A 25,189-nucleotide genomic window follows, 5' to 3' on the forward strand; every position below is an offset into this window, starting at 1 on the left:
AACGAGTGTCCCTGATCGCTTCAGACCACTTCCGCATCGTTGTCGGCCTCGGCAAGAGCGGCATGTCCCTGGTTCGCTTCCTGGCGAACCGGGGCACGTCGTTTGCCGTGGCCGATACGCGGGAAAATCCACCGGAGCTGGTCACGCTGCGCCGTGACTACCCGCACGTGGAAGTGCGTTGTGGCGAGCTGGATGTCGAGTTTCTGTGCCGCGCCGATGAGCTCTACGTGAGCCCGGGCCTGGCCCTGGCGACACCGGCCCTGCAAGCCGCAGCGGCGCGTGGCGTGAAGCTGTCCGGCGATATCGACCTGTTCGCGCGTAACGCCAAGGCGCCGATCGTGGCGATCAGCGGTTCCAACGCAAAAAGCACCGTGACCACCCTGGTCGGCGAAATGGCGATGGCTGCCGGCAAGCGTGTGGCGGTAGGCGGTAATCTCGGGATGCCCGCACTGGACCTGCTCAGCGATGACGTCGAGCTGTACGTGATGGAGCTGTCGAGCTTCCAGCTGGAAACCACTCACGACCTCGGTGCCGAAGTGGCAACCGTATTGAATGTCAGTGAAGACCACATGGACCGTTACAGCGGCCTGCCGGCCTATCACTTGGCCAAGCACCGGATCTTCCGCGGAGCCAAGCAATTTGTGGTCAACCGCCAGGATGCCCTGAGCCGTCCGCTGATGGGCGAGGGCATGCCGTGCTGGACCTTCGGTCTGAGCAAGCCCGACTTCAAAGCGTTCGGCATTCGTGAAGAGAACGGCGAGAAATACCTGGCCTTCGAATTCCAGAACCTGATGCCGGTGCGCGAGCTGAAAATCCGTGGCGCGCATAACCAGTCGAACGCCCTGGCGGCGTTGGCACTGGGCCACGCCGTGGGCTTGCCGTTCGACGCCATGCTGTCGAGCCTGCGCAGCTTCGGCGGCCTTGAGCATCGTTGCCAGTGGGTGCGCGACCTTAACGGCGTCAGCTACTACAACGACTCCAAGGCCACCAACGTCGGCGCGGCCCTGGCAGCGATCGAAGGTCTGGGCGCCGATATCGACGGCAAGCTGGTGCTGATCGCCGGTGGCGATGGCAAGGGCGCCGACTTCAAGGACCTTAAAGGCCCGGTGGCCGCGCATTGCCGCGCCGTGGTGCTGATGGGCCGCGATGCCGACTTGATCGCCGCCGCCCTGGGCGACGCCGTGCCGCAAGTGCGCGCCACCTCCCTGGACGACGCCATCGCCCAGTGCAAAACCCTGGCCCAGCCGGGCGATGCGGTGCTGCTGTCACCCGCGTGTGCGAGTTTCGACATGTTCAAGAACTACGAAGAGCGCGGTCAGCTGTTCGCTCGCGCCGTGGAGGCCTTGGCATGAATATCGACTGGCGTAACATCATCAAGCCGTACCCTTCGCCGATCATTACCGGGCGTGGCATCGACCTGGATTTCCCGATGCTCGCCGGTTGCCTGGCGTTGCTGGGCCTGGGCCTGGTGATGATCACGTCGGCCTCTTCCGAAGTGGCCGCCGTGCAGTCGGGCAACACGCTTTACATGATGATCCGCCACCTGGTTTACCTGGTGATCGGTCTTGGCGCGTGCGTCGTCACCATGATGATCCCCATCGCCACCTGGCAGCGCCTGGGTTGGATGATGCTCATCGGCGCGTTCGGCTTGCTGGTCATGGTGATCCTGCCCGGCATCGGCCGCGAGGTGAACGGTTCGATGCGCTGGATCGGCTTTGGTGCGTTCAACGTGCAGCCGTCGGAAATCGCCAAGGTGTTCGTGGTGATCTACCTCGCCGGCTACCTGGTGCGGCGTCAGAAAGAAGTGCGTGAGAGCTGGATGGGCTTCTTCAAGCCGTTCATCGTACTGCTGCCCATGGCCGGCCTGTTGCTGATGGAACCCGACTTCGGTGCCACGGTGGTCATGATGGGCGCGGCGGCGGTTATGCTGTTCCTGGGCGGCGTTGGTCTTATACGGTTCGCCTTGATGGTCGTGCTGGCGGTGGTTGCCGTTTATCTATTGGTCCTGGCGCAGCCCTACCGGATGGCCCGCCTGATTACCTTTACCGATCCCTGGTCTGATCAGTTTGGCGCGGGTTACCAGTTGACCCAGGCCCTGATTGCCTTTGGTCGAGGCGGGTGGTTTGGCGTAGGGCTGGGGAACAGTGTGCAGAAGCAGTTCTACCTGCCGGAAGCCCACACCGACTTCGTGTTCTCGGTCCTTGCCGAAGAGCTGGGTGTGGTGGGCTCGCTGTGCACCGTTGCGCTGTTTGTATTTGTCTGTGTACGCGCCATGTACATCGGCCTGTGGGCCGAAAAGGCCAAGCAATTCTTCGCCGCTTACGTTGCCTACGGGTTGGCATTCCTTTGGATCGGCCAATTCCTGATCAATGTCGGGGTAAATGTCGGGCGGCTGCCTACCAAGGGCCTGACCTTGCCGTTCCTGAGCTATGGCGGCAGTTCGCTGGTGATTTGCTGCATTTGTCTGGGCTTGTTGCTGCGCATCGAGTGGGAGAGTCGAACCCACCTGGGCAGCGAAGAGATGGAGTTCAGCGAAAGCGACTTCGCCGAGGAGCCGACCCATGGGCGCTAACGTGCTGATCATGGCCGGCGGCACCGGGGGCCACGTGTTCCCGGCCTTGGCGTGCGCGCGGGAATTCCAGGCCCGTGGCTACAGCGTCCACTGGCTGGGCACGCCGCGCGGCATCGAGAACGAATTGGTACCCAATGCCGGCTTGCCGCTGCACTTGATCAACGTCACCGGCCTGCGGGGCAAAGGCAAGTTGTCTTTGCTCAAGGCGCCTTTCGTGTTGCTCAAGGCTGTGTGGCAGGCGCGTCGGATCATTAGCGAATTGAAGCCGGTGTGTGTACTCGGCTTTGGTGGTTACGTGACCGGTCCTGGTGGTGTTGCCGCCAAGCTCGCCGGCGTCCCAGTGATCGTGCACGAACAGAACGCCGTCGCCGGCACTGCCAACCGCCTGTTGGTGCCACTCGCTGCGCGGGTGTGCGAGGCCTTTCCGAAGACGTTTGGCGCCTCGGACAAACTGCGTACCACCGGTAACCCGGTGCGTACTGAGCTGTTTATGGATATCGCTCGTGAAGCGTTGGCTGGGCGCAAGGCTCACCTGCTGGTTCTGGGCGGGAGCCTGGGCGCCGAGCCGTTGAACAAATTGCTGCCGGAAGCGGTAGCGCAACTTCCTGAAGAAGTGCGCCCGGAAATATTCCACCAGGCCGGCAAGCATCACGCTGAAGTCACCGCCTCGCGCTATCGCGAGGCCGGTGTAGAGGCGAACGTCCAGCCCTTCATCAAAGACATGGCCCACGCCTATGGCTGGGCCGACCTGGTGGTCTGTCGCGCTGGCGCGCTGACCGTCAGTGAACTGGCTGCTGCCGGTCTGCCGTCCTTGCTGGTGCCTTTGCCCCATGCCATCGACGACCACCAGACCCGCAACGCCGAATATTTGGCCGGGGAGGGCGCTGCCTTCCTGCTGCCGCAAAGAACGACTGGCGCCGCCGATTTGGCCGCACGCCTGACCGAGGTTTTGATGCAACCGGAACGACTCAATAGCATGGCGAGCACCGCAAGCCGCCTGGCCAAACCTGACGCAACCCGCACCGTGGTCGATATCTGCCTGGAGGTGGCCCATGGTTGAGAATCAGAAAGCCATGCCGCAGCCGGAAATGCGCCGCATCCGCCGTATCCACTTCGTCGGCATCGGCGGCGTGGGCATGTGCGGGATTGCCGAAGTATTGCTGAACCTGGGCTACCAGGTGTCCGGCTCTGATTTGAAGGAATCGCCGGTCACCGATCGCCTGAAGTCCTTTGGCGCCCAGATCTTTATCGGCCACCGTGCCGAGAACGCCGCCGAGGCTGACGTGCTGGTAGTGTCCAGTGCCGTGAACACCTCCAACCCCGAAGTGGCCACCGCCCTGGAACGCCGCATTCCCGTGGTGCCCCGCGCCGAGATGCTGGCCGAGCTGATGCGTTATCGCCACGGCATCGCCGTCGCCGGTACTCACGGCAAAACCACCACCACCAGCCTGATCGCCTCGGTGTTCGCGGCCGGTGGCCTGGACCCGACGTTCGTCATCGGCGGTCGCCTGAATGCAGCCGGCACCAATGCCCAGCTCGGCACCAGCCGCTACCTGATCGCCGAAGCCGATGAAAGTGACGCGAGCTTCCTGCACCTGCAGCCGTTGGTCGCCGTGGTCACCAACATCGACGCCGACCACATGGCTACCTACGACGGCGACTTCAACAAACTGAAGAAAACCTTCGTCGAGTTCCTGCACAACCTGCCGTTCTATGGCCTGGCCGTGGTGTGCCTGGACGATCCGGTGGTGCGCGAAATCCTGCCGTTGGTCAAGCGCCCGACCGTCACCTATGGCTTCAGCGAAGACGCCGACGTGCGCGCAATCAATGTGCGCCAGGAAGGCATGCAAACCTATTTCACCGTACTGCGCCCCGACCGTGAGCCGCTGGATGTATCGGTGAATATGCCGGGCAACCACAACGTGCTCAACTCCCTGGCGACCATCTGCATCGCCACCGATGAAGGCGTCAGCGATGAAGCCATCGTCGAAGGCCTGTCGCGTTTTGCCGGGGTCGGCCGACGCTTCCAGGTCTACGGTCAACTGCCGGTCGAGGGCGGTGACGTGATGCTGGTGGATGACTATGGTCACCACCCCACCGAAGTCGCGGCCGTGATCAAGGCCGTACGCGGTGGCTGGCCGGAGCGTCGCCTGGTGATGGTCTACCAGCCGCACCGTTACAGCCGTACGCGCGACCTGTACGACGATTTCGTCAATGTATTGGCCGATGCCAACGTGTTGTTGCTGATGGAGGTGTACCCGGCCGGTGAAGAGCCGATCCCGGGCGCCGACAGCCGCAAGCTGTGCAACAGCATCCGCCAGCGTGGCCAGTTGGACCCGATCTACATCGAGCGAGGCGTGGATCTGGCGCCGATCGTCAAGCCGCTGCTGCGTGCCGGTGACATTCTGCTGTGCCAGGGCGCCGGTGACATTGGCGGCCTTGCGCCTAAATTGTTGGCGAGTCCGCTGTTTGCCGCGCAGAAGGGGAAGTCGAAATGATCACTGACTACGGCTCCCTGTTCTCGACCATCGCACCGGCTGATTTCGGCCGCGTCGCAGTGTTGTTCGGCGGTAAAAGTGCTGAGCGCGAAGTGTCGCTCAAGTCCGGCAACGCCGTGCTCCAAGCGCTGCAAAGTGCCGGTGTAAACGCATTCGGCATCGATGTGGGCGATGACTTCCTCGCCCGCCTGCAGGCCGAGAAGATCGACCGCGCCTTCATTATTCTGCACGGCCGTGGCGGTGAAGACGGCAGCATGCAGGGCCTGTTGGAGTGCGCGGGCATCCCTTACACCGGCAGCGGCATCCTTGCGTCGGCGCTGGCCATGGACAAGCTGCGCACCAAGCGGGTGTGGCACAGCCTGGGCATTCCGACTCCGCGTCACAGCGTGCTGTGCAGCGAGGACGATTGTATTTCTGCGGCCAAGGAACTGGGCCTGCCTTTGATCGTCAAACCAGCCCATGAAGGCTCCAGTATCGGCATGGCCAAAGTGAACTCGGCCGCCGAATTGATCGACGCATGGAAAGCGGCAAGTACCTACGATTCGCAAGTGTTGGTGGAACAGTGGATCCAGGGTCCCGAGTACACCATCGCCACCCTGCGTGGCCAGGTATTGCCGCCTATCGCATTGGGCACGCCCCACACCTTTTACGACTACGACGCCAAATACGTGGCTTCCGATACCCAGTACCGGATCCCGTGCGGCCTCGATGCAAGCAAAGAACAGGAATTGATGGACCTCACGGCGAAAGCCTGTGAGGCGCTGGGTATCGCCGGTTGGGGGCGGGCAGACGTGATGCAGGACGACCAGGGGAATTTCTGGTTCCTGGAAGTCAACACTGCGCCGGGCATGACCGACCACAGCCTGGTGCCCATGGCCGCTCGCGCAGCCGGCCTGGATTTCCAGCAGTTGGTGCTGGCGATCCTGGCGGCAAGCGTCGCCGAAGAAAGGAACCGAGGCTAAGACATGAAAGGCGCATCGCTTCGTCATCAGCCCCCACAAGCACCGAGCCGCAAGCCGGTGCCGCGGGGTGCCAGCCGAATGGTGGCTAAAGAGCCGATGTCGGCGCGCCTGCCCAAAGCCAACTTTGGTTTTATCAAGGCGCTGTTCTGGCCTGTGCTGCTGGTGGTGTTGGGCTTTGGCACTTACGAGGGCGCGCAGCGTCTACTGCCGTATGCCGATCGGCCGATCACCAAGATCAGCGTGCAGGGCGACTTGAGCTACATCAGCCAGCAAGCGGTACAGCAGCGGATCGGGCCTTTCCTGGCGGCGAGCTTTTTTACCATCGACCTGGCGGGGATGCGTCGAGAGCTGGAACAGATGCCGTGGATCGCCCACGCCGAAGTCCGCCGTGTATGGCCGGACCAGGTAACGATCCGCCTGGAAGAGCAACTGCCCGTGGCCCGTTGGGGTGACGAAGCGCTGTTGAACAACCAGGGCCAGGCGTTCACCCCGCGTGAGCTGGCCAACTATGAGCACCTGCCGCAGCTGTTCGGGCCGCAGCGGGCGCAGCAGCAAGTGATGCAGCAGTACCAGGCCTTGAGCCAGATGCTGCGGCCGCTGGGCTTCTCCATTGCACGCCTGGAACTGCGTGAACGGGGCAGCTGGTTTTTGACGACCGGGGCAGGCAGTTCCGGCCCGGGCATCCAGTTGTTGCTGGGACGCGACCGCTTGGTGGAAAAGATGCGCCGTTTCATCGCCATCTATGACAAGACCTTGAAAGAACAGATTACGAACATTGCGAGCGTCGACCTGCGTTACGCCAACGGCCTTGCCGTCGGCTGGCGTGAACCGGCTGCGCCCACGGCAGCGCAACCCGCTGTCGCGAAGAATTAAGAAGAGGCAGGACCCATGGCTAACGTGCAAAGCGGCAAAATGATCGTCGGTCTCGATATCGGCACCTCCAAGGTGGTGGCGCTGGTGGGCGAGGTCGGGGAAGACGGCACGATCGAAATCGTCGGTATTGGCACGCATCCGTCCCGGGGCCTGAAGAAGGGCGTGGTGGTGAACATCGAGTCCACCGTGCAATCGATCCAGCGCGCCATCGAAGAAGCGCAGCTGATGGCCGGTTGCCGGATCCACTCGGCGTTTGTCGGCGTGGCCGGCAACCATATCCGCAGCTTGAACTCCCACGGCATCGTGGCGATCCGCGACCGTGAAGTCAGCTCGGCCGACCTTGAGCGCGTCCTCGACGCCGCCCAGGCCGTGGCGATCCCGGCTGACCAGCGCGTGCTGCACACGCTGCCGCAGGACTACGTGATCGACAACCAGGAAGGCGTTCGCGAGCCGCTGGGCATGTCCGGCGTACGCCTGGAAGCCAAGGTTCACGTGGTGACCTGCGCCGTCAACGCCGCCCAGAACATCGAAAAATGCGTGCGCCGGTGCGGCCTGGAAATCGACGACATCATTCTCGAGCAGTTGGCTTCGGCCTACTCGGTACTGACCGACGACGAAAAAGAACTGGGCGTGTGCCTGGTGGACATCGGCGGCGGCACCACCGACATCGCGATCTTCACCGAAGGTGCGATCCGTCACACCGCGGTGATCCCTATTGCCGGCGACCAGGTCACCAACGACATCGCCATGGCGCTGCGTACACCGACCCAGTACGCCGAAGAAATCAAGATCCGCTACGCCTGCGCCCTGGCCAAGCTGGCCGGTGCCGGCGAGACCATCAAGGTGCCGAGCGTGGGCGACCGTCCACCGCGCGAACTGTCGCGCCAGGCCCTGGCCGAAGTGGTCGAGCCACGCTACGACGAACTGTTCACCCTTATCCAGGCTGAACTGCGCCGCAGCGGCTACGAAGATTTGATCCCGGCCGGCATCGTGCTGACCGGTGGTACCTCGAAGATGGAAGGCGCGGTCGAGTTGGCCGAGGAAATCTTCCACATGCCGGTTCGCCTGGGCGTGCCCCATGGCGTCAAGGGCCTGGGCGACGTGGTGCGCAACCCGATTTATTCCACTGGCGTGGGCTTGCTGTTGTACGGGCTGCAAAAGCAGACCGACGGCATTTCCCTGTCGGGCCCGAGCAACCGTGACAGCTACCGCAGCGACGACGAGGCGAAAGCGCCGTTGTTCGAGCGCCTGCAGGCATGGGTCAAGGGCAACTTCTAACGATTTACCGCGACACCGCAACACGCAACAAAGCAGTAGGCGAAAAAACTAGAGATAACGAAAGGAGAGGGAACATGTTTGAACTCGTAGACAACATCCCCGCTAGCCCGGTCATCAAAGTGATCGGTGTCGGCGGTGGCGGCGGCAACGCTGTCAACCATATGGTCAAGAGCAACATTGAAGGCGTTGAATTCATCTGCGCCAACACTGATGCCCAGGCGCTGAAAAGCATCGGCGCGCGGACCATCCTGCAACTGGGCACAGCCGTGACCAAGGGCCTCGGCGCCGGCGCCAATCCGGAAGTCGGCCGTCAAGCCGCCCTGGAAGACCGCGAGCGAATTGCCGAAGTGCTGCAAGGCACCAACATGGTGTTCATCACCACGGGCATGGGCGGCGGTACCGGTACCGGTGCTGCGCCGATCATTGCCGAAGTGGCCAAGGAAATGGGGATTCTGACGGTTGCGGTCGTGACCCGTCCGTTCCCGTTCGAAGGCCGCAAGCGCATGCAGATCGCCGACGAAGGTATCCGTCTGCTGTCTGAAAGCGTCGACTCGTTGATCACCATTCCCAACGAGAAACTGCTGACCATCCTGGGCAAGGACGCGAGCCTGCTGTCCGCATTCGCCAAGGCTGACGATGTACTGGCCGGTGCCGTTCGCGGTATCTCCGACATCATTAAGCGCCCAGGCATGATCAACGTCGACTTTGCCGACGTCCGTACCGTGATGAGCGAAATGGGCATGGCGATGATGGGCACTGGCTGCGCCAGCGGTCCTAACCGTGCGCGTGAAGCCACCGAAGCGGCCATCCGCAACCCATTGCTGGAAGACGTGAACCTGCAAGGTGCACGCGGCATCCTGGTGAATATCACCGCAGGTCCCGACCTGTCCCTGGGCGAGTACTCCGACGTGGGTAGCATCATCGAAGCCTTCGCTTCCGAGCACGCCATGGTCAAAGTCGGTACCGTGATCGATCCGGACATGCGCGACGAGCTGCACGTGACCGTGGTTGCGACCGGCCTGGGTGCCAAAATCGAGAAGCCTGTGAAGGTCATCGACAATACCCTGCACAACAGCCAAGCCAGCCACGCCAGCCAAGCGGCTGCCGCTCCAGCGCCTTCGCGCCAGGAACTGCCGTCGGTGAACTACCGTGACCTGGACCGTCCGACCGTGATGCGCAACCAGGCGCAAGCCGGTGCCGCGGCGTCCCGTAGCCCGAATCCGCAAGATGATCTGGACTACCTGGATATCCCGGCATTCCTGCGTCGTCAGGCCGATTGATGGAATGTATCAGGGCTATGAAGGTGATTGGTGTTCAGCAAAGGTCTGGTCTGCTATTATCGCCAGCCTTTGTTGATACCAGTTCGCAATTTGCGCTCAAGCGGTCCAAGCCATGATTAAACAACGCACCCTGAAGAATATTATCCGTGCCACAGGTGTAGGTCTGCACTCCGGGGAGAAGGTATACCTGACCCTCAAGCCCGCACCTGTCGACACCGGCATCGTGTTTGTTCGTGCCGACCTGGACCCTGTGGTGCAGATTCCTGCTCGCGCGGAAAACGTTGGCGAAACCACTATGTCGACCACACTGGTCAACGGTGACGTCAAAGTGGACACGGTGGAGCACTTGCTCTCGGCCATGGCCGGTTTGGGCATCGATAACGCCTACGTCGAGCTCTCCGCGTCCGAAGTCCCAATCATGGATGGCAGCGCTGGACCTTTCGTATTCCTGATTCAATCTGCCGGCCTGGAAGAACAGGACGCAGCCAAGAAGTTCATACGCATTCTGCGGGAAGTGACAGTAGAAGACGGCGACAAACGCGCCACCTTCGTCCCGTTCGAAGGCTTTAAAGTGAGCTTTGAGATCGATTTCGATCACCCGGTATTCCGCGACCGCACCCAAAGTGCAAGCGTGGATTTTTCCAGCACTTCGTTTGTAAAAGAAGTCAGCCGCGCCCGTACCTTTGGTTTCATGAGTGACATCGAGTACCTGCGCAAGCACAACCTCGCACTCGGCGGCAGCGTTGAAAACGCCATTGTGGTCGACGCGGATGGTGTACTGAACGAAGACGGCCTTCGCTATGAAGACGAATTCGTCAAGCACAAGATCCTCGATGCAATCGGTGACCTCTACCTGCTGGGCAATAGCCTGATAGGCGAGTTCAAAGGCTTCAAGTCGGGCCACGCCCTTAACAACCAGCTGCTGCGCAAGTTGATTGAGCAGACAGACGCTTGGGAAGTCGTGACCTTCGAAGATGCCAGCACCGCACCGATCTCTTACATGCGTCCCGTTGCGGCGGTGTAAGTAACAACTCTCTTTCTTTAGTTTTAAAAGGCTGCCTTCGGGTGGCCTTTTTTTATGTGCGCGGTCTTGGTCGCGAAGAAGCTCGACAGCTCCTACAGGGGGCTTGCTGTGTCAGGTGGATGGCTTGACTCAAAGATCCTGAAGGGTGGCAGCATCCACGATCCGATTGCGCCCACTGTGCTTGGCCTCGTACAACGCCTGGTCGGCACTCAGCAGCAATGCTTCCAGCGACTGGCGTTTGCGTTTGTCCCAGGTGCTCAGCCCAATACTCACCGTAATCGGTCGTTCATCGCCCGCCACCCGTGGCAGGTGTTCGACGCTGCTGCGGATGTGCTCGGCGATGACCCAGGCACCTTGGGTGTCGGTATGCGGCAGTACCACCGCAAACTCTTCCCCGCCATACCGCGCGGCCAGGTCGGCAGGTCGACGGATGTTGCTGCCGATCACCTGGGCAACGGTGCGTAATGCTTCGTCGCCGCCTTGATGGCCGTGTCGATCGTTGAAGGCCTTGAAGTGGTCCACATCGATCATCAGCAACGTCAGCGGCTCGGTCGAGCGTTGCGCGCGGTCCCATTCCAAGCGCAGGCGTTCGTCCAGGATGCGGCGGTTGGCCAGGCCGGTCAGTGCGTCGATGGCTGCCAGTTCTGACAGCACCCGTTCCGCGCGGAAGCGGCGTCGCAGTTCGCGGCGTAACATCCAGGTGAGCCACAGCAGGCCGACACAGAGGATGCCGGTGGCGCTGCTGGTCAACAGCGCTGCGCGCCTCCAGGGCGCGAATACGTCGTCATTGGACAGGGCTACCACAACAATCAGTGGCAGCTCGCCGACGTTGGTGAAGGTGTACAGGCGTTCCTTGCCGTTAATGGCCGAGATGGCCTGGAAGCTGCCACTGCCTTCACGCAATATGCGTTTGAAATTCGGCCGCTCGCTGAGGTCCTTGTCGATCATGTCGCGTTCGAGCAGGGGCTGCTGGGCCAACAGGACGCCACGGTTGTTGAGCAGGTTGACGCTGCTGCTGTTACCGATCGTCAGGGTGCTGAACAGTTGATCGAAATAAGCCAGGCGCATGGTCGCTACGGCTACGCCGAGGAACTCGCCGCTGGGCCCCGACACGCGCCGGCTGAAAGCAATGCGCCATACCTGTTCGCAGTCGCAATGGACCCTGAATGGCCGGCTGATAAACAAGCCTGCCTGCAGCTCCCTCACATGGACCTGGAAATAGTCGCGGTTGGCGAAATTACGTGGCGTGGGTTGCAGGGTCGACGAGTCCGCGATCACGGTGCCGTCGGCGTCCAGCAGCAACACTTCGCCTTTGAACGGCGCAGCGGTGGATAAATCAAACTGAACGAGGTGTTGGATACTCGGCGTCACCTGGGCCAGGTCTTCACGCTGTTTGGCTGCGATCAGCCCTTTGAGCGCCAGGTCGTACAGCTCGACGTTACGCAGCACATCGGCATTGATCAATTGGGCGATGTTGGTGGTTGAACGCTTGGCCGCCTGCAAGGTACTGGCGTGCTCGCGGATCAACAATGCCGCGACGATGATCACGATCAGGGCGACAGTGACGCCGCTGCCGAGCATCAGCAGCAGCTCCGGATGTGCAGGTGAGAGACGGGCGGGGCGTTGGCTCATCGGGCAGACTTCAGCGGTGAGGATGCTGGCAGTTTAGTTCTACCCGATGAAAATTAGATGCAGGGTTGAAAAGAAATCTTCGTTCGTCAGAACACGTTGATCGGGTAGTCGACGATCACCCGGTACTCATCCACGTCCCTGTCCACCGCCGAGTAGCCGTTGCTGCCGCGGTTGACCGCCCATTGCAGGCGCACCGCCAGGTCCTTGGCCTTGCCGCCCTGAACCACGTATTTCACGTCGATGTCCCGCTCCCAATGCTTGGCATCCTTGCCGTCGGCGCTGTACCAGGCGCTGTAGCCACGGCTTTGCGGGTCGACCTGGCTCAGGTCGGTCTTGCCGCTGATATAGGACACGGCCGAGGTCAGGCCGGGCAGGCCCAGGCCGCCGAAGTTATAGGCGTACTTGAGTTTCCATGAGCGCTCGTTGGGGCCGTTGAAGTCTGAATATTGCTGGGAGTTGTCCAGGTACACGCTGTCGCCTTGGGCGATGTAGTCGAACGGCGTGTTGCCGTTAACCCGCTGATAGGCGGCGGTAACGCTGTGATGGCCCGCATTCACGGTGAAATGCAGGCTGTAGGTGTTGTTGTCGATAGCCCCGAGCAGCGACTGACCGGTGTCCTGGGTGTGGTAGTAGTGCAGGCCGGGGTTGAGGCTGATCATCTCGTTCAGCGCATAGGTGTAATCCAGGTCGTAATAGTACTGCTGCCACACGTCCTTGAGCTCGGAGGCGTAGAGGTTGCTCGACAGCCCGTCAATACCGCTGAACGACACGCCCGCCCAGTTCATGTGCTGGCTGCCGGCGTCGTTTGCCAGGGCACCGTAGCTGGTGCCGATGCGGCGGTGACCGCTCTGGTTGTAGAGCTTGGTGAAGCTGGCCTGGCCCCCTTCGAATATCCAGCCGTCGAGGCTGTGGTTGGTCAGGCTCACGCCGCGGAAGGTTTGCGGCAGCATGCGGGTCATGCCGCCGGCGATCACCGGATTGTTTAGGAACAGGTCGCCCGCCTTCAGCTCGGTATCGAACGCGCGCATCTTCAAAGTGCCACCGGCCGTGGAGAACGAATCGGGCGCTTTTCCGCTGCCGCTACCGTACGGAAGGATGCTGGAGCCGTCAGTGCCGCCACCGCCGTCCAGCTTGAGCCCGAGCATGGCGTGAGCGTCCAGGCCGAAACCGACGGCGCCTTGGGTGTAGCCGGATTCGAAGGTGCCGATGAAACCTTGGCCCCACTCCTTGCTGTCGTCGGTGTGGAGGTCTCGACGGTCGCGGTTCATGTAGTAGTTGCGGGCGTTGAGGTTCAGGTGGGAACCCTCGACGAAACCGTCGCCGGGGTTGGAGCCTGCCGCGTGGGCGAGGGGGGAAATCGTTGCTGCAATCGCGAGGAATAACGGGGTGAACGTCAGCGAGTTCTTCACCGGTAAAGCTCCTTTGGTCAAACGCAAACGGCCAGTGTCGTGAGGTGTGCCTGGCCTTTTTCACGGCAAAAAAAAGCCGCTGAAGTCAGCGGCTTTAAGACAGATTCCCAGTGTAGAGCCCTGGAAATAAGTCGAGGGAAATTCGGGTAAGCGGAGACTGCCTTTGCCGTCGCGCTCATCGATGCGTCAAATTAACGCAGGCGAGCGGTACGATACAGAGTGTAACAAGATAATGACTGTTGCCCAAATCGCAACAGTGCTGGGGATGATTTACCAATGAGGGAGCTGGCTACACGGGCAGGGTAATGCCGAAGGTGTTGCCGCCGTGCTCGCTGCGTACGAACACATCGCCGCCGTGCATCAGCGCAATCGCTTTGACGATGGCCAGGCCCAGCCCGTGGTTTGCTCCGCTATTGCTGCGTGACGCATCCACCCGATAAAAGCGTTCGAACAGGCGCGGCAGATGTTCGCTGGCAATTTCATCGCCGGGGTTGGTCACGCCGATCGCCACCTGATGGTCGTGGACCTCGATGTTCACAGCGATGATCTGCCCGGGCGCGGTGTGTTGCACCGCGTTGCTCAGCAGGTTGATCAGCGCGCGGCGCAGGTGGGCTTTTTCGATGTGTACCGTCGCATCGCCGCGTACCTGTACCTCGACTTGGGCGTCTTCGAGAATGAAGTCCAGGTAGTCGAGGGTGGTCGCCACTTCATCGGCCAAGGAGCTTTTGATCAGCTTGGTGGCCTTGCTGCCCTGGTCGGCACTGGCGAGGAACAACATGTCGTTGATGATCGAGCGCAGGCGCTCCAACTCTTCAAGGTTGGATTGCAGCACCTCGAAATAATGCTCGGCCGAACGCCCACGGGTCAGCGCCACCTGGGTCTGGCCGATCAGGTTGGTCAGCGGTGAGCGCAGTTCGTGGGCCACATCGGCGTTGAACGACTCCAGGCGCGAATAGGCCTGCTCGACGCGGTCCAGGGTGGCGTTGAACGAGTTGACGAACTGGCTCAATTCCGGCGGCAGCGGCGACAGTTGCAGGCGACCGGAGAGCTTCGGCGGTGCGAGTTTCTGCGCCTCATCCGAGAGTTTGCCCAGCGGTTTGAGGCCGATGCGCGCTACCCAGAAACCCAGCAACGACGCCAGCACCACACCCACCAGCGCCAGGCTGATCAATGCCACCAACAGGTGATGCTGGGTAGCACGGAAATTTTCGGTATCGATGGCGATCATGAACCGCAGCGGCGGGCGCTGATCCTTGGCCGGGAACTGGCTCACCAGCACCTTGAGCGGGTATGTACGGCCCGGCACGCGCAGGTCGCGCTTACCGGTCGGCCCTTCGGCGAAGGCGCGGATCTGCGCATCGGGGTTGCCGTATTCATAGTTCGTGTCGCTGCTCACCACCCAGAAGCGGATGCGCTTGTCTTCCTCGCCCAGCAACTTGAGCTTGGCCTGTATTTTCACCCAATGCTCGGGCGTGCCGAAGCGGTTTACCGAAGACTCCAACACGCTGTAGCGCGCATCCAGCTCGGCGCCCGGCAGCAAACCCAGGCTGCGGTCCACCTGCTGATACAGCGCGCCGCCGATCAACAGGAAGATCAGCGCCGCCACCAGGGTGAACATGCCGCTCAGGCGCAGGGCGATGGAGTTAGCCACCACTTGCATGCTCCTGCTGGCGACTCTCCAGCACGTAGCCCATGCCGCGAATGGTGTGCAGCAGCTTGGTATCGAATGGCCCGTCGAGTTTGGCGCGCAACCGCTTGATCGCCACCTCCACCACGTTGGCGTCGCTGTCGAAATTGATGTCCCAGACCATTTCCGCAATGGCGGTCTTGGACAGGATCTCGCCCTGGCGTCGCGCCAATACGCTGAGCAGCGAGAACTCCTTGGCGGTCAGGTCCAGGCGCTGGCCATTACGGCTTGCCTTGCGGCTGATCAGGTCGATCCACAGGTCGGCGACGGTCACCTGCACCGGTTCATGCCCGCCGCTGCGGCGGGTAAGGGCTTGCAGGCGGGCCACCAGTTCGAGGAAGGAGAACGGTTTGCCCAGGTAATCATCGGCGCCTTCGCGCAGGCCACGGATGCGGTCTTCCACACGCTCGCGGGCGGTGAGCATGATCACCGGCGTCTGTTTGCGCGCACGCAGCGCACGCAGTACGCCAAAGCCGTCGAGGCGGGGTAACATCACGTCGAGCACGATCACCGCGTATTCGTTTTCCAGCGCCAGGTGCAAGCCCTCGACGCCTTCACGCGCCACGTCGACGGTGTAGCCTTGTTCCGTCAGGCCGCGGTGCAGGTAGTCCGCGGTTTTTTCTTCATCTTCAATAATCAGGACGCGCATGAGCTTTTGCTCCAGGGCGGGGGCCCAGCCTCAATGTGTGGTCGCCAGCGCTGGCATGGGTTTGGGCCTGTGGAAAAACTTCTCCAGATACAAGTATATGACCGGTGTGGTGAACAGCGTCAGCGCCTGGCTCACCAGCAGCCCGCCGACCACCGAAATGCCCAGTGGCTGGCGCAGTTCCGCACCGGCGCCGTAACCGAGCATCAACGGCAGGGCACCGAGCAGGGCGGCCAGGGAGGTCATGATGATCGGCCGGAAACGCGTGATGCAGGCTTCGAAGATTGCATCATGGGGCGACAGCCCGCGTGTGCGCTGGGCGTCCAGGGCGAAGTCGATGAGCAGGATACCGTTCTTCTTGACGATACCGATCAGCAGCACCAGACCGATCAGCGCCATGATCGAAAAATCCTGGCCCAGCAGCCACAGCATGACCAGCGCACCCAGGCCTGCCGAGGGCAGCGTCGAGATGATCGTCAGCGGGTGCACGAAGCTTTCATACAGCACGCCCAGGATGATGTAGACCGCCACCAGCGCCGCGAGGATCAGCCACGGCTGGCTGGCGAGCGAACTCTGGAACGCCTGCGCCGCGCCCTGGAAATTGCCGATGATCGAGGCCGGCATGCCAATCTCGTTTTTTGCCTGGTTGAGCAGAATCACCGCATCACCCAACGCAACACCGGGGGCCAGGTTGAACGACAGGTTGGCCGCCGGGAACATACCATCGTGGCTGATGGACAGCGGCCCGACCGTGGGCGCGTCGACGCGGGCCAGCGCCGACAGCGGCACCATTTCGTTGGTCAGCGGCGAGCGCAGGTAGAAGTAATTCAGGCTCTCGGCCTTGCCGCGCTGCCGGGTGTCCAGTTCCAGCACCACCTGGTACTGGTTGATTTCGGTCTGGAACTCGTTGACCTGGCGTTGGCCGAAGGCGTCATAGAGCGCCTGGTCGACGTCGGTGGCGGTCAAGCCGAAACGCGCGGCCGCACGGCGGTCAATGGAAATGTGGGTGATGCTGCCGCCCAGTTGCAGGTCGTTGGAGATATCACGGAACGCCGGGATGGAACGCAGTTTTTCGGTCAGGCGCTGGGTCCAGGTATTGAGCGTCGCGCCGTCATTACTTTTAAGCACGTATTGATACTGGCTGCGGCTGGGGCCGGAGCTGAGGTTGATGTCCTGGCCGGCGCGCAGGTACAGCACGATGCCCGGCACCTTGGCCAATTTGGAACGGATGCGGTCGATGAATTGGCTGGCGGAAACGTCCCGGTCGCCACGCGGCACGAGGGAAATCCAGAAGCGACCGTTGGCGATGGTCTGGTTGCTGCCGGTCACGCCGACGGAGTGGGAGAACGCCCGCACGGCCGGGTCATCCTTCATGATTTGCGCCAGCGCCTTGTGCTTGGCCACCATGTCCGGGTAAGACACATCCGCCGCCGCCTCGCTGGTACCGAGGATGAAACCGGTGTCCTGGACTGGAAAGAAACCCTTGGGGATGAACACATAGCCGGCTACGGCAAGCGCCAGGGTCAGCATGAAGATGCCGGCCATGGTGCGTTGGTGGGCCAGGGCGCGGCGCAAGGTTTTTTCGTAGGCCGCCAGCAGTCTTTCGCCGAAGCCGGGTTTGTCATGGTGCCTATGGCTGGGCGCGTTCATGAACAAGGCCGCCAGGGTCGGCGCCAGGGTCAGGGACACCACCACGGAAATCAGAATGGTCGAAGTGGCGGTCAGGGCAAACTCCTTGAACAGCCTGCCTACCACGCCTCCCATGAACAGCAGCGGGATAAACGCCGCCACCAGCGACACGCTGATGGACACCACGGTGAAGCCAATTTCGCTGGAACCCTTGAGCGCCGCCTCGCGTTTGTCCAGGCCGGTCTCGAGATGGCGATGGATGTTTTCCACCACCACAATCGCATCGTCCACCACAAAGCCCACGGCCACTACGATCGCAACCAGGGTCAGGTTATTCAGGCTGAAGCCCATCACGTACATCAGGGCGAAACTTGCGATCAACGATACGCCCAGCACGCTCGACACAATGATGGTCGCCGACCATTGGCGCAGGAAAATCGCCATCACCCCGACCACCAGCAATACGGCAATCAGCAGGGTCATTTCCACTTCATGCAGGGAGGCGCGGATGGTGGTGGTGCGGTCCATCAGCACGCTGACCTGCACCGATGCCGGCAACATGGCTTGCAGGCGTGGCAGTTCGGCCTGGATACGCTCCACGGTCTCGACAATGTTGGCGCCGGGTTGGCGGGTAATCACTAGGTTCACGCCGGGCGTGTCCACGGCCCAGGCCTGGACGTAGGCGTTTTCCGAGCCGTGGACGACCTTGGCCACATCACGCAGTTGAACCGGCGCGCCGTCCTTGTAGGAAACGATCAGGTCACCGTATTCATCCGGTTGGAACAACTGGTCGTTGGTCGCCAGGGTCGACACGCTGTTCTTGCCATACAGCGCGCCCTTGGCCAGGTTCAGGCTTGATTGCTGGATCGCCAGGCGGATGTCGGCCAAGGTCAGGCCGATGGCGGCGAGTTTGTCGGCAGACGCCTGCACGCGAATCGCCGGGCGTTGCTGGCCGGTGATGTTGATCTGGCCTACTCCGTCGATCTGGCTGATCTGACGGGCCAGCAGGGTTTCCACCAGATCGCTCAGTTCGGTGCCGGGCATGTCGTGGGAGCTGACACTGACGATCAGCACCGGGCTGTCCGCCGGGTTCACCTTGCGCCAGGTCGGCAGGCTCGGCATATCGCCCGGCAGCTTGCCGGAAGCGGTGTTGATGGCCGCCTGCACTTCCTGCGCGGCGGTATCGATGCTTTTGTCGAGGGTGAATTGCAGGGTCAACAGGGTGGAGCCCAGCGCACTGCTGGAGGTCATCTGCGTCATGCCGGGGATTGCACTGAATTGCACCTCCAGCGGTGTCGCAATCGAGGAGGCCATGGTGTCGGGGCTGGCGCCGGGCAACTGTGCGGTCACCTGGATAGTGGGAAACTCCGCCTCCGGCAGGGGGGCGATGGGTAATTTGGGGAACGCGATCAACCCGAGCAGCACCAGGGCGAAGGTCAGCAACAGCGTGGCGACCGGGCGATCGATGCACCAGGCGGAAATCGATCCCCGCGCTGTCGTCATGGCTGCACCCTGGCGTCAGCGGTCTGGATCGTTTGCGGCGGATCCTTGAGGATCTCGACCTGAGCGCCAGCCTTGAGCCGCGACTGGCCATCGCTGACCAGTACATCGCCCGCCTGGATGCCCTTGAGGATGTTGCGGTCGCTGTCCTGGTACACCACCTGCACCGGCAGGATTTCCACTTTGTCACCGTTGACGCGGTACACGAAGTGCGAGTCGAGGCCGCGTTGCACTACGCCTGGCGGGACGGCCAGGGCGTTGCGGTCAAGGGCGGTCTGGATCTTGATGGTCACCAACTGGCCTGGCCAGAGTTTTTGCGTGTTATTGGGGAATTCGGCTTTGGCGCGGATGGTGCCGGTGGTGCCGCTGATCTGGTTGTCGATCAGGCTCAGGCGGCCCTCGCCCAACAGGTCGGAGTGCTCGCCTTCGGTATCGGCACCCATGTAGGCGTCCACCCGGGCAGGCTCGGCGGCGGCGATCAGGCCCTGCAACGTCGGTAGCATTTGCTGGGGCAGGGAGAACTCGATGGCAATCGGGTCGATCTGGGTGACCGAGAACAGCCCCTGGGCATCGCTCATGCGCAGGAAGTTACCTTCATCCACGTTGCGAATACCGACGCGGCCTGTGACGGGAGAGCGAATCTGCGTGTAGGACAGTTGCACCTGGGCCGCATCAATGGCGGCCTGATTCCCTTGCAGTGTCGCTTTGAGCTGGTTGACCAGCGCCTGTTGCTGGTCGTAGGTCTGCTTGGAAATGCCGTCATCGATGCTCAATGCCTTGTAGCGCTTGAGGTTGACCTGGGCCACTTGCAGTTGCGCCTGGCTCTCGCCCAATTGTGCCCTGGCCTGGTCGAGACTGGCGCGGATCGAGCGGTCGTCGATAGTCGCCAACAAGTCGCCGGCATTGACCCGTTGCCCCTCCTTGACCAGCAATCGAGTGAGGATGCCGTCGATTTGCGGGCGGATCACTACGCTGTGCAGCGACAGCACCGAGCCGATCCCCGTCACGTAACGCGGCAAATCCTGCTCCACCACCGTCATCACCCGTACCGGCACGGCGGCGGAAGCGACCAGCCTGGTCTTGGCGGGGCGGGTCAGCGCCCAGGCGGCAGTCGCCAGAAGGGCGAGGACACCCACGGTCAATACAGTTTTTCTTTTAATGTGCATGCTGTAAGGCGCCCAGGCAGGGATCGGGGGAGAAGGGTGAGTATTTATAGCCTGCCGACCCAGTCAGTAAAGTGACTGCCATCTGACAGCCGTGTCAGTTAGCTCCTGACCATTCGTACGACGCTGGTCAAAGATCGCGGCTGCGCAGGTATACTTCCTACATATAGGGCCCATCAATGGGGTCCGCATCCTTGTCTGTATGCCCCGGAGCGTTCATGAAATCCCCGACACATTCCCCTGTCGAAGCGACCGAACCGGTCGATTCGGCCAACGCCGACGGCGTTGAGAAAGCCGAGATCCCGACGTTCAAGTTTCCTTTCAAGCCGGGTGAACTGGCCGGGGCCAGGAATGACGCCCAGCCCTGGTACAAGAACGGCGCCAAGAACGGCCACACCAAGACTCCGGGCATGGCCCCGCCGGGCACGCGTCGCTCGATGGGCAAACGCTAGGAATAATCAGCAACAAACATTGCAGGATGCTACCTACAGCTCCCGCTGAAATTTCCGCTTGTAGGCCCGCGATCGTTTCTTGAAAGCTTGCACCGCTTGTGTCCCGCCCCGACGTTTCAACGGGGCTGGGCAGAAGGCGCTCTTTCCGGAAAGGACGTTTCCTGTGGCCCTGATACACCTTTGTGTCGCGCTTGCCCTGTTGCTTGCGGTGGATGCCGTTGCCGGCGTTGATCAACCGCGAAGTGAGCTCCGGTTCGCCGTTGCCGCGCAGTTTCCTCCCTTCCAGAGCCGTAACCCGCAAGGGCAGTTGGTCGGTCTGAATATCGAGCTGGGCAATGCGCTGTGCCAGCAGCTGAATGTGCGCTGTACTTGGGTCGACCAGGTTGTGGTCGAAAACTTCGATGACCTTGAAGCCCGCCAATTCGACGCCATCATGGGCATCGCCCCTACCTCCAGGCGGCGCCGCCGGGTGAGTTTCACCGATATCCTCTATCCCTTCACCACGCGCCTGGTCGCACGCCGCACCTCGGGCCTGATGCCGCTTGCGGCTTCGCTCAAGGGCAAGCGGGTCGGCGTATTGTTGGGCAGCAACCGCGAGGCCTTTGCCCGGTCGCAATGGGCGCGCGAGGGTGTGATCATCAAGAGCTTCTGGCTCAACGACGAGCTGGTCCGCAGCCTGGTGGCAGGCGATATCGATGCGACCCTGCAGGGCACGGTGGAAATTCGCAACGCGCTGCTCGATACCGCCGCAGGCGAGGATTTCGCCTTCCTGGGTCCCGCCGTATCCGCCGAACTGCTGGGCGAGGGGGTGGCGATCGCGCTGCGCAATACCGATACGGCGTTGCGTACCGAACTCAACCGCGCCCTTGAACAGCTGATGCACAATGGTGAGTACCAGCGGATTCTTGCGCCTTACCGTCTCAACACGCCCTAATCTGCATACATAACCTTGTAGTGAGCGGGCTTGCCCCGCGCTGGGCTGCGAAGCGGCCCCGAACCAGGCGAACCGGATTTACCTGAAGGTCGGCGGTGTCTTTATTGGGGCCGCTTCGCAGCCCAGCGCGGGGCAAGCCCGCTCACTACAGAGATTCGTCAAGCGGGCAAGGATTACGCAGCCCGTAGCGAGATAAACGCATAGTTGGCCGGCACCTCGGTTGCAATCTGCGCCCCGGCCTCCAGTACCTGTTTGGCGATGTCCATCCCCGATACATGAAACACCCACTCATTGGCCACGGACGGGCGCTCTGCCGCCCGTTCAATCGCCAGGGCAAATGCGTCCATGTCCGGCAGGTAGGCGGTAAATCCGTCACCCTTGAGCGCCGTGGTCTTGATGCCCAGCAGGGCGCATACCGCCTCCTTGGCCTGTACATCATCGCGGTCCGCCTGTCGCGAGCGGCGGATCAACTCCGCCAGTTCCTGGTCTATCAACTCGCCTCCAACGATCAGCGCCGGCCCCTGTTCCCAGGACTCCGGCGGGCAATCCTTGGCGGCGGGGTTCAGCGGGATATGCGGGTTGATCTCCATCGGGTAGATGCGGCACACCAACGGGCGACGCGCATAGATGCGGCACAGGTTGTCTTCGTCAAGATTCCGGCAGCGGCCGGCGTTGTAGGCAGCAAAGGTGATCGCCACGAACGCCTCGGTGTTGCCACTGGGTACCACCACCGAACGGCGTTCGGCATGTTCGCGTTGCTGCTGGGGCAAGCCCAGGCCATTGCCCAGGAACCCCTCCACCAGAACAATGACAGTACCGCCGTCGGCTGCCCACATCCGGGCTTCCGCGAGGGTCAGGGGCACGTGATGGTCGGAGCAGCATTTGCCGCAACCGACGCAGGAAAAGTGAGTGTTCATGGCAGATCTGTCACCAGGCTAGGTCAGAGAGGCACGCAGGATCGGTGACGGGTTTTTACCTCTGTTCACCGTTTTGTCTCTCTGGAAGCAAGTTATACGCCAGTGCCGATCAATCCTTGGGCACTGCGTCGCGTAGGACAAATCTCATACCCGCGCTTTCATACAGCTGCCGTGCGCGCAGGTTGCCCTCCATGACCTTGAGGTCCACGTAGGGCTCGCCGCGCTGTTTGAAGACCTGGAAGCTGTGCAGCAGGAGCGCGCGGCCCAATCCCTGGCCTTGGGCGCAAGGGTGAACGCAGAGGTTCTTGATGAACGCACTGGTCCAGCACTGTGCCACGCCAAGAATGCCTTCGGCGTTGCTGGCCACCAGGCACAGCGTGGGATCGAACTCGGCATCGGTGATGAACTGACGCTGCCAGGTTTGCAGGTTGGGAACGCGGCCGCCGCCCTGGTCCTGGGCCAGGCGCAATACCGCGTGAATCGCCGGGGCCAGGTCGTCGCGGTAATGGTCCAGCTGGGTACCCACCGGCCATTGCGGGGCGGGCAGGCTGCCGGTGAGGTCGCGGCGCAGCAGTTGGAAATACGCGGTCACTCGTTACTGTCCCTGTTGTGCCACGCTCTGCGCCGCCACCACCAGGCACTTGGTCAGCTCGGGCGAGGAGAACTTGGTCAGCACCGCATTGGCGCCGGCCAGGCGGGCTTTTTCGCTGTTCATTGCGCTGTCCAGAGAGGTGTGCAGCAGCACATAAAGGTGCTGGAAGTCCGGGGTCTCGCGCAGGGTGCGGGTAAGGGCGTAGCCGTCCATTTCAGACATCTCGATATCCGATACCACCACATTGATCTGTTCGGCCGTGCCCTGCAGCTCCAGCAGCACATCGATGGCTTCCTTGGCACTGCGCGCGGTGTGGCAGGTGAGGCCGAGGTTGCGCAGGGTGTGCACCGATTGCTGCAGGGCGACCTGGCTGTCGTCCACCACCAGGATGCGCGCATGGCCCAACACTTCGGCTTCATCCATGGTCAGGTCGGTCGGTGCCACTTCAATCGGTGCCGGGGCAATGCCGTGAATGACTTTTTCGATATCCAGCACCTGCACCAGGCCGCCTTCGACCTGGGTGACCCCGGTAATGAATGCGCGGTTACCGCCGGAGCCATAGGGCGGTGGGCGAATGTCGGTGGTCAGGCAATGCACGATCTTGCTCACCGCCTGCACATGCAGGCCCTGCTTGGAACGGCTCACATCGGTGACGATCAGGCAGCCGCCGTCCGGGTCCGCCAGCGGCATTTCCCCCAAGGCGCGGCTCAGGTCGATCACCGCCAGCGAGTTGCCGCGCAAGGTGGCGATGCCTTTGACGTGAGGGTGGGACTCCGGCAGCTTGGTCAGCGGCGGGCAGGGGATGATTTCGCTGACTTTCAGCAGGTTGATGGCCATCAGCTTGCCGCTGCGCAAGGTAAAGAGCAGAAGTGAAAGTGAGTCTGCGCGGGCTTTGGTGGTGGACATAAAAACCTTCTGTGGATCAAGGATGGTGATCTATAGAGGGTTATCGACTTGGGGGCGCCAGGCTTTAACCGGATTTTGTGTGGTACTCGATCGTTCCCACGCTCTGCGTGGGAATGGATCCTGTGACGCTCCGCGTCACCCTTGCGCAGGGCCCTGAACCGGGCGTCGACAGGTGGACGCAGAGCGTCCGGTGCGGCATTCCCACGCAGAGCGTGGGAATGATCAGGGTCAGCCCCTCCAGACTTGCGGGTTCACCAGATCCTGCGGACGCTGACCCAGCAGGGCGCTGCGCAGGTTGTCCAGGGCGCGGTTGGCCATGGCTTCACGGGTTTCGTGCGTGGCCGAACCGATATGCGGCAAGGTCACGGCATTGCTCAACTGGAACAGCGGTGACTCGGCCAGTGGCTCCTGCTCATACACATCCAGCCCGGCACCACGGATGCGCTGGGTTTGCAGGGCTTCGATCAGCGCCGGCTCATCGACCACCGGGCCGCGGGAGATGTTGATCAGGATCGCGCTGGACTTCATCAGTCCCAGCTCGCGGGTGCTGATCAAATGACGGGTCTTTTCGCTCAATGGCACCACCAGGCAGACGAAATCCGCCTCGGCCAGTAACTGGTCCAGGCTGCGAAACTGCGCGCCGAGTTCTTGTTCAAGCGCCGTCTTGCGGCTGTTGCCGCTGTACAGGATCGGCATGTTGAAACCCAGCCGCCCACGCCGGGCCACGGCCGCGCCGATATTGCCCATGCCGACGATGCCCAGCGTCTTGCCATGCACATCGCAACCAAACAACGGTGCGCCGACGCTAACTTTCCACTGGCCGGCCTTGGTCCAGGCGTCGAGTTCGGCCACCCGGCGCGCGCTGCTCATCAGCAAGGCGAAGGCCAGGTCGGCGGTGCTTTCGGTGAGGACGTCGGGCGTGTTGGTGAGCATGATCCCGCGCTCAGTGAAGTACGGCACGTCATAGTTGTCGTAGCCCACCGACACGCTGGACACCACCTCCAGCTTGCCCGCGCCCTGCAACTGCTCGCGCCCCAGCTTGCGGCCCACGCCAATCAGGCCGTGGGCGTGGGGCAGTGCTTCATTGAATTGAGCGTTGATATCCCCCAGCTTGGGGTTGGGCGCGATCACCTCGAAATCCTGTTGCAGGCGTTCGATCATTGCCGGGCTGACGCGGCTGAAGGCGAGGACAGTCTTTTTCATGGCAGGCGGGCTCATCGACTACGGAAGAATGC

21 protein-coding genes are annotated in these 25,189 nt (G+C 61.9%); 11 read left to right on the forward strand and 10 right to left on the reverse strand.

Translation table 11 applies throughout. The features are described from left to right. The first annotated feature begins 5 nt into the window (after window positions 1-5). The 9 genes from murD (at window position 6) to lpxC (ending at window position 10,487) form a co-directional block, all read left to right on the forward strand. On the forward strand, window positions 6-1,352 hold the full coding sequence (murD, locus tag H0Z09_RS06055; RefSeq protein WP_186688396.1) for a UDP-N-acetylmuramoyl-L-alanine--D-glutamate ligase: 1,347 nt from the start codon (window positions 6-8) through the stop codon (window positions 1,350-1,352). Next, entirely contained in the window at window positions 1,349-2,572 is a 1,224-nt protein-coding gene (gene ftsW, locus H0Z09_RS06060; RefSeq protein WP_186688397.1) for a putative lipid II flippase FtsW, read from the forward strand. The genes murD and ftsW overlap by 4 nt, the downstream gene beginning before the upstream one ends. Next, window positions 2,562-3,632, forward strand: coding sequence for an undecaprenyldiphospho-muramoylpentapeptide beta-N-acetylglucosaminyltransferase (gene murG / locus H0Z09_RS06065; protein ID WP_186688398.1), 1,071 nt, complete (start codon window positions 2,562-2,564; stop codon window positions 3,630-3,632). Before ftsW ends, murG begins: the two co-directional genes overlap by 11 nt. Next, window positions 3,625-5,070 carry a UDP-N-acetylmuramate--L-alanine ligase gene (murC, locus tag H0Z09_RS06070; protein ID WP_076951235.1) on the forward strand — a complete coding sequence of 482 codons (1,446 nt, stop codon included), beginning with the start codon at window positions 3,625-3,627 and terminating at the stop codon, window positions 5,068-5,070. The genes murG and murC overlap by 8 nt, the downstream gene beginning before the upstream one ends. Continuing rightward, window positions 5,067-6,032, forward strand: coding sequence for a D-alanine--D-alanine ligase (locus H0Z09_RS06075; protein WP_186688399.1), 966 nt, complete (start codon window positions 5,067-5,069; stop codon window positions 6,030-6,032). The genes murC and H0Z09_RS06075 overlap by 4 nt, the downstream gene beginning before the upstream one ends. A gap of 3 nt (window positions 6,033-6,035) precedes the next feature. Then, complete coding sequence (locus H0Z09_RS06080; RefSeq protein WP_186688400.1) at window positions 6,036-6,905, forward strand: cell division protein FtsQ/DivIB; 870 nt, start codon at window positions 6,036-6,038, stop codon at window positions 6,903-6,905. A 15-nt stretch (window positions 6,906-6,920) separates the two neighbouring features. Further along, a complete protein-coding gene (gene ftsA / locus H0Z09_RS06085) occupies window positions 6,921-8,183 on the forward strand; it encodes a cell division protein FtsA (RefSeq protein WP_025855584.1) in 1,263 nt (420 codons plus the stop codon). A gap of 74 nt (window positions 8,184-8,257) precedes the next feature. Then, entirely contained in the window at window positions 8,258-9,463 is a 1,206-nt protein-coding gene (gene ftsZ / locus H0Z09_RS06090) for a cell division protein FtsZ (protein WP_017526184.1), read from the forward strand. A 112-nt stretch (window positions 9,464-9,575) separates the two neighbouring features. Beyond that, window positions 9,576-10,487 carry a UDP-3-O-acyl-N-acetylglucosamine deacetylase gene (gene lpxC / locus H0Z09_RS06095; RefSeq protein ID WP_003171886.1) on the forward strand — a complete coding sequence of 304 codons (912 nt, stop codon included), beginning with the start codon at window positions 9,576-9,578 and terminating at the stop codon, window positions 10,485-10,487. Between the two features lie 129 nt (window positions 10,488-10,616). Here the strand turns inward: lpxC and H0Z09_RS06100 are convergent, their stop codons facing one another. The 6 genes from H0Z09_RS06100 to H0Z09_RS06125 all read right to left on the reverse strand — a co-directional run bounded on the left by H0Z09_RS06100 (window position 10,617) and on the right by H0Z09_RS06125 (window position 20,156). Further along, window positions 10,617-12,119: a sensor domain-containing diguanylate cyclase gene (locus H0Z09_RS06100; RefSeq protein WP_186688402.1), complete on the reverse strand. Its 1,503-nt coding sequence runs from the start codon at window positions 12,117-12,119 to the stop codon at window positions 10,617-10,619. An 86-nt stretch (window positions 12,120-12,205) separates the two neighbouring features. Beyond that, window positions 12,206-13,528, reverse strand: coding sequence for an OprD family outer membrane porin (locus tag H0Z09_RS06105; protein WP_186688404.1), 1,323 nt, complete (start codon window positions 13,526-13,528; stop codon window positions 12,206-12,208). A gap of 289 nt (window positions 13,529-13,817) precedes the next feature. Next, window positions 13,818-15,182, reverse strand: coding sequence for a heavy metal sensor histidine kinase (locus H0Z09_RS06110; protein WP_186688406.1), 1,365 nt, complete (start codon window positions 15,180-15,182; stop codon window positions 13,818-13,820). After that, window positions 15,172-15,864 carry a heavy metal response regulator transcription factor gene (locus H0Z09_RS06115; RefSeq protein WP_076951240.1) on the reverse strand — a complete coding sequence of 231 codons (693 nt, stop codon included), beginning with the start codon at window positions 15,862-15,864 and terminating at the stop codon, window positions 15,172-15,174. The genes H0Z09_RS06110 and H0Z09_RS06115 overlap by 11 nt, the downstream gene beginning before the upstream one ends. Before the next feature lie 30 nt (window positions 15,865-15,894). Continuing rightward, a complete protein-coding gene (locus tag H0Z09_RS06120) occupies window positions 15,895-18,993 on the reverse strand; it encodes a multidrug efflux RND transporter permease subunit (RefSeq protein WP_186688408.1) in 3,099 nt (1,032 codons plus the stop codon). Continuing rightward, window positions 18,990-20,156, reverse strand: a complete 1,167-nt coding sequence (locus tag H0Z09_RS06125; protein ID WP_186688411.1) for an efflux RND transporter periplasmic adaptor subunit — start codon at window positions 20,154-20,156, stop codon at window positions 18,990-18,992. Before H0Z09_RS06125 ends, H0Z09_RS06120 begins: the two co-directional genes overlap by 4 nt. A 215-nt stretch (window positions 20,157-20,371) precedes the next feature. On the opposite strand from H0Z09_RS06125, the gene H0Z09_RS06130 reads away from it, so the two are divergent. Further along, window positions 20,372-20,605 carry a hypothetical protein gene (locus H0Z09_RS06130; RefSeq protein ID WP_186688413.1) on the forward strand — a complete coding sequence of 78 codons (234 nt, stop codon included), beginning with the start codon at window positions 20,372-20,374 and terminating at the stop codon, window positions 20,603-20,605. Window positions 20,606-20,768: 163 nt separating this feature from the next. Continuing rightward, window positions 20,769-21,539 (forward strand): transporter substrate-binding domain-containing protein, encoded by a 771-nt coding sequence (locus tag H0Z09_RS06135; RefSeq protein ID WP_186688415.1) that lies wholly within the window; start codon window positions 20,769-20,771, stop codon window positions 21,537-21,539. A 173-nt stretch (window positions 21,540-21,712) separates the two neighbouring features. Here H0Z09_RS06135 and H0Z09_RS06140 read toward each other — a convergent pair whose 3' ends face one another. The 4 genes from H0Z09_RS06140 to H0Z09_RS06155 form a co-directional block, all read right to left on the reverse strand. After that, entirely contained in the window at window positions 21,713-22,456 is a 744-nt protein-coding gene (locus H0Z09_RS06140) for a YkgJ family cysteine cluster protein (RefSeq protein WP_186688416.1), read from the reverse strand. A gap of 109 nt (window positions 22,457-22,565) precedes the next feature. Continuing rightward, a complete protein-coding gene (locus tag H0Z09_RS06145; protein ID WP_186688418.1) occupies window positions 22,566-23,048 on the reverse strand; it encodes a GNAT family N-acetyltransferase in 483 nt (160 codons plus the stop codon). Between the two features lie 3 nt (window positions 23,049-23,051). After that, on the reverse strand, window positions 23,052-23,954 hold the full coding sequence (locus tag H0Z09_RS06150) for a chemotaxis protein (protein WP_186688420.1): 903 nt from the start codon (window positions 23,952-23,954) through the stop codon (window positions 23,052-23,054). Between the two features lie 228 nt (window positions 23,955-24,182). Beyond that, window positions 24,183-25,157, reverse strand: a complete 975-nt coding sequence (locus tag H0Z09_RS06155) for a D-glycerate dehydrogenase (protein WP_186688422.1) — start codon at window positions 25,155-25,157, stop codon at window positions 24,183-24,185. Between the last annotated feature and the right edge of the window lie 32 nt (window positions 25,158-25,189).

Source organism: Pseudomonas sp. SWRI18 (genome assembly GCF_014268345.1).
Lineage (GTDB): Bacteria > Pseudomonadota > Gammaproteobacteria > Pseudomonadales > Pseudomonadaceae > Aquipseudomonas > Aquipseudomonas cedrina.

What these genes read in the sequence shown, in the direction of transcription:
- ftsW (WP_186688397.1), top strand. Translation starts at nt 1,349, where the DNA reads ATGAATATCGACTGGCGTAACATCATCAAGCCGTACCCTTCGCCGATC.
- murG (WP_186688398.1), top strand. Translation starts at nt 2,562, where the DNA reads ATGGGCGCTAACGTGCTGATCATGGCCGGCGGCACCGGGGGCCACGTG.
- murC (WP_076951235.1), top strand. Translation starts at nt 3,625, where the DNA reads ATGGTTGAGAATCAGAAAGCCATGCCGCAGCCGGAAATGCGCCGCATC.
- H0Z09_RS06075 (WP_186688399.1), top strand. Translation starts at nt 5,067, where the DNA reads ATGATCACTGACTACGGCTCCCTGTTCTCGACCATCGCACCGGCTGAT.
- H0Z09_RS06080 (WP_186688400.1), top strand. Translation starts at nt 6,036, where the DNA reads ATGAAAGGCGCATCGCTTCGTCATCAGCCCCCACAAGCACCGAGCCGC.
- ftsA (WP_025855584.1), top strand. Translation starts at nt 6,921, where the DNA reads ATGGCTAACGTGCAAAGCGGCAAAATGATCGTCGGTCTCGATATCGGC.
- ftsZ (WP_017526184.1), top strand. Translation starts at nt 8,258, where the DNA reads ATGTTTGAACTCGTAGACAACATCCCCGCTAGCCCGGTCATCAAAGTG.
- lpxC (WP_003171886.1), top strand. Translation starts at nt 9,576, where the DNA reads ATGATTAAACAACGCACCCTGAAGAATATTATCCGTGCCACAGGTGTA.
- H0Z09_RS06100 (WP_186688402.1), bottom strand. Translation starts at nt 12,119, where the DNA reads ATGAGCCAACGCCCCGCCCGTCTCTCACCTGCACATCCGGAGCTGCTG.
- H0Z09_RS06115 (WP_076951240.1), bottom strand. Translation starts at nt 15,864, where the DNA reads ATGCGCGTCCTGATTATTGAAGATGAAGAAAAAACCGCGGACTACCTG.
- H0Z09_RS06120 (WP_186688408.1), bottom strand. Translation starts at nt 18,993, where the DNA reads ATGACGACAGCGCGGGGATCGATTTCCGCCTGGTGCATCGATCGCCCG.
- H0Z09_RS06125 (WP_186688411.1), bottom strand. Translation starts at nt 20,156, where the DNA reads ATGCACATTAAAAGAAAAACTGTATTGACCGTGGGTGTCCTCGCCCTT.
- H0Z09_RS06130 (WP_186688413.1), top strand. Translation starts at nt 20,372, where the DNA reads ATGAAATCCCCGACACATTCCCCTGTCGAAGCGACCGAACCGGTCGAT.
- H0Z09_RS06140 (WP_186688416.1), bottom strand. Translation starts at nt 22,456, where the DNA reads ATGAACACTCACTTTTCCTGCGTCGGTTGCGGCAAATGCTGCTCCGAC.
- H0Z09_RS06150 (WP_186688420.1), bottom strand. Translation starts at nt 23,954, where the DNA reads ATGTCCACCACCAAAGCCCGCGCAGACTCACTTTCACTTCTGCTCTTT.
- H0Z09_RS06155 (WP_186688422.1), bottom strand. Translation starts at nt 25,157, where the DNA reads ATGAAAAAGACTGTCCTCGCCTTCAGCCGCGTCAGCCCGGCAATGATC.